The sequence below is a fragment of the Thiohalorhabdus sp. genome, assembly GCF_046545655.1.
In the GTDB taxonomy this organism is placed as follows: Bacteria; Pseudomonadota; Gammaproteobacteria; order Thiohalorhabdales; family Thiohalorhabdaceae; genus Thiohalorhabdus.
This window is the reverse complement of sequence record NZ_JBKGZG010000087.1, coordinates 1-2,506: the sequence shown is the minus strand read 5'-3', so window position 1 is coordinate 2,506 and position 2,506 is coordinate 1. Positions and strand designations below refer to the sequence as shown.

The window sequence follows — 2,506 nt, the reverse complement described above, 5'->3', positions numbered from 1 at the left end:
CAGGACTACGAGTCCCACCACGGAGCACCGGCGACCGAGGAGGCGCCGGCCGCCGCCGCCAACGCCTGATCGCCTGCGGGCACCCATTCGCCCCGCCGCAGGCGGGGTGCTTCCCTTTGCTTTTTTGCCTCCAGGGCCGGCCGCCGCCGGCCCTTCTTTTTTTCGGGAACCCTCACCCCCTGCCGTGGTCTGCCCGGAAAGGCGCTTTACTCGCTGCCACCACCGCGCGAGGATCGGACGGGATGACCGAGGAAAACCGATGAACATCACCGCGGATCTGATCCCCGATCTATGGCTGTGGCTGAGCCACGGGCTCTTCGCCGCCCTGGTGCTCTACCTGGTGCGGACCACGCCGTGGCAGCGGTTGCAGGAGCGGCCCTTTGTCCACGTCCTGGCGGGCTTCACGGTGGGCCTGCTGGTCCTCTGGGCCATCAATGTCTCCGCCTCCGAGGGGCTGCACTACCATTTTCTGGGGGCGACGCTCTTCACCCTGATGTTCGGCTGGCCCTTCGGCCTGTGGGGGATGATCGTCACCGTCTTCGGTGCTACCGCCTACGGTCTGGGTGACTGGCACAGCGTCTCCCTCAATGCCCTGCTGCTGGCGGTTCTGCCGGTCTATCTGACCTTCAGCGTACTCCGCATCCAGGAGCGGTATCTGCCGGACCACTTCTTCATCTACGTCTACGGCAGCGGCTTCTTCGGCGCCGCCCTGGTGGTGGGGATTACCGCGGTGGCCTCCGCGATGACCCTGGTGGTCACCGGGGCCTATCCGCTGCAGCGGGTCTTCGACCACTTCCTGGCCTTCACGCCGCTCATCATGTTCGCCGAGGCCTTCCTCACCGGCATGCTCATGACCCTGGCGGTGGTCTTCCGGCCGGGCTGGGTGGCCACCTTCTCGGACGAGCGCTACATCAAGGGGAAATAGGCCCATGGACCATGCCTTCTGGCTGGAGCGGTGGCAGAACAACCGCATCGGCTTCCACGAGGGGCGGGTGAATACCCACCTGGAGAACTACTGGCACCAGCTCGACCTCGCCCCCGGGGCGCGGGTCTTCGTCCCCCTCTGCGGCAAGGCGCGGGACCTCCTCTGGCTGCGCGCCCAGGGCCACGAGGTGGTCGGGGTGGAGGTCTCGGCCATCGCGGTGCGCGACTTCTTCGCCGAGAACGACCTGCGACCGGTGGTGGAGCAGTACGAGGATCGCGAGTACTGGCAGGAGGACGGCTTCACCCTCATCCGCGGAGACTTCTTCGACATCACCCCCGAGGAGGTGGCCGGCTGCGCCGGCATCTTCGACCGGGCCTCCCTGATAGCCCTGCCGCCGGCCATGCGCGCCGATTACGCGGCCCACCTCAAGGCGATCCTCCCCGGCTGGGCGCAGACCCTGCTGGTGACCCTGGAGTACGACCCGAGCGAGATGGACGGCCCCCCCTTCCCGGTGAGCGAGGACGAGGTGCGGGCGCTGTATACCGATACCTGGCGGGTGGAGCGGCTCTGGCAGGCGCCGGTCCTGGACGAGCAGCCCCACTTCCGGGATCGCGGCCTCACCGCCCTGCGGGAGACCGTCTACCGCCTGGCCCCCTACTGAGCCGCGCCGGAGGCGGTCTCGTCGGCCGCCTCCGGCCAGGGCGGCTCTGCCTGCAGGAGCCGCGCCAGCGCGCGGTTGGGCTCCCGATAGTACGCAGCAAGATCGCGGCGCGTGGTGGCGGTCACTCCCGGCAATTCTCGCCGCAGCCGGGCGAGGGCGCCGACCAGGGGGTGCCACAGCCCCGGGTGATTGCCCACCAGTGGCAGGCGCGAGAGCCAGGTAGCCGGGTCGTCGCGGCGGGCGTTGTAGCGCTGATAGAGGTGCGCCGGGAGGAAGTCGGGGTCGACCCCCAGGTGGGTGAAGACCCGTCGCATCGTCTCCGCCTTGTGCTCGTCGGCCATCTCCCGTTCGTGGAAGAGGACCAGTAGCTGCTCCCGGGGGAAGTGCTCCAGCCACGGCGCGAGGTGGTCCGCATACCGGCCCTTGTCCAGGATCCCGAGTTCCGGTGGGGCGGTGAAGGGGTCGGTGCCGGCCGGGACCCGCCCCTTGCGCTGGTGGTGGTGCAGGGCCGACAGGGCCCGCTCCACCGGGTCCCGCAGGCAGACCACCAGCCGGATTTCCGGGAACCATTTCCGGACCTGCCCGGCCACGGATCTCCCCCCGGCCGGCTCCGTGGCGTAGAGGTAATCGGGGGTGAATTCCCCCACGGCGCGCTCCCCCGGCCCTGGCTCCGGGAACTGCCGGCAGTACCCCTCCCGCCCCGTGGCCGCGCTGGCGGGAACGTCGAAGAAGTGCAGCTCCTTGCGCCCCGGCGTGGCGACCTCCGGGTGCTGGGCCACCATCTCGGCCAGCCAGGTGGTGCCGCACTTCTGCCCCCCGATGACCAGGAAGGTCGGGGCCGATCTGCCGGGTTCCCGGTCGGGATGGGGGGCGTCGCTCATATCGGTTTCCCTCTCTCTGGCCCTGTCCCTGGATGGGGA

General features: G+C 69.4%; 3 protein-coding genes. 2 read left to right on the top strand and 1 reads right to left on the bottom strand.

The features are described from left to right. Positions 1–259 precede the first annotated feature (259 nt). Both ACLFRB_RS11750 and ACLFRB_RS11745 read left to right on the top strand, forming a co-directional pair. A complete protein-coding gene (locus ACLFRB_RS11750) occupies positions 260–925 on the top strand; it encodes an energy-coupling factor ABC transporter permease (protein WP_411069200.1) in 666 nt (221 codons plus the stop codon). Positions 926–929: 4 nt separating this feature from the next. Then, a complete protein-coding gene (locus ACLFRB_RS11745) occupies positions 930–1,586 on the top strand; it encodes a thiopurine S-methyltransferase (protein WP_411065295.1) in 657 nt (218 codons plus the stop codon). Here the strand turns inward: ACLFRB_RS11745 and ACLFRB_RS11740 are convergent. Continuing rightward, positions 1,580–2,467 (bottom strand): sulfotransferase domain-containing protein, encoded by an 888-nt coding sequence (locus ACLFRB_RS11740; protein WP_411069199.1) that lies wholly within the window; start codon positions 2,465–2,467, stop codon positions 1,580–1,582. The genes ACLFRB_RS11745 and ACLFRB_RS11740 overlap by 7 nt on opposite strands. Between the last annotated feature and the right edge of the window lie 39 nt (positions 2,468–2,506).